Source organism: Pseudomonas sp. 30_B, assembly GCF_017491605.1.
Taxonomy (GTDB): Bacteria; Pseudomonadota; Gammaproteobacteria; order Pseudomonadales; family Pseudomonadaceae; genus Pseudomonas.
The window spans coordinates 1-727 of record NZ_JAFGYY010000080.1 but is presented as its reverse complement, the minus strand read 5'-3'; the positions used below and the strand labels follow the sequence as shown (position 1 = coordinate 727).

General features: G+C 55.6%; 1 rRNA gene. It reads left to right on the top strand.

Annotation, left to right across the window (positions count from 1 at the left end):
* Window positions 1–727: ribosomal RNA gene (locus J5M67_RS27295) — 23S ribosomal RNA — on the top strand; the annotation flags it as partial.

Here is a 727-nt window from a genome sequence, read left to right as displayed (position 1 = left end):
CTCCGAAAACTATTTAGGTAGTGCCTCGTGTCTCACCTTCGGGGGTAGAGCACTGTCATGGTTGGGGGGTCTATTGCAGATTACCCCGCCATAGCAAACTCCGAATACCGAAGAGTGCAATCACGGGAGACAGACATCGGGTGCTAACGTCCGGTGTCAAGAGGGAAACAACCCAGACCGCCAGCTAAGGTCCCCAAATATGGCTAAGTGGGAAACGAAGTGGGAAGGCTAAAACAGTCAGGAGGTTGGCTTAGAAGCAGCCACCCTTTAAAGAAAGCGTAATAGCTCACTGATCGAGTCGTCCTGCGCGGAAGATGTAACGGGGCTAAGCCATATACCGAAGCTGCGGATGCGAGCTAGTCTCGCATGGTAGGAGAGCGTTCCGTAAGCCTGCGAAGGTGCGTTGAAAAGCGTGCTGGAGGTATCGGAAGTGCGAATGCTGACATGAGTAGCGATAAAGGGGGTGAAAGGCCCCCTCGCCGTAAGCCCAAGGTTTCCTACGCAACGTTCATCGGCGTAGGGTGAGTCGGCCCCTAAGGCGAGGCAGAAATGCGTAGCTGATGGGAAGCAGGTCAATATTCCTGCACCATTGTTAGATGCGATGGGGGGACGGATCGCGGAAGGTTGTCCGGGTGTTGGAAGTCCCGGTCGCTGCATTGGAGAAGGCGCTTAGGCAAATCCGGGCGCAGGATTCAAGGGTGTGGCGCGAGCTCCTTCGGGAGCGAAG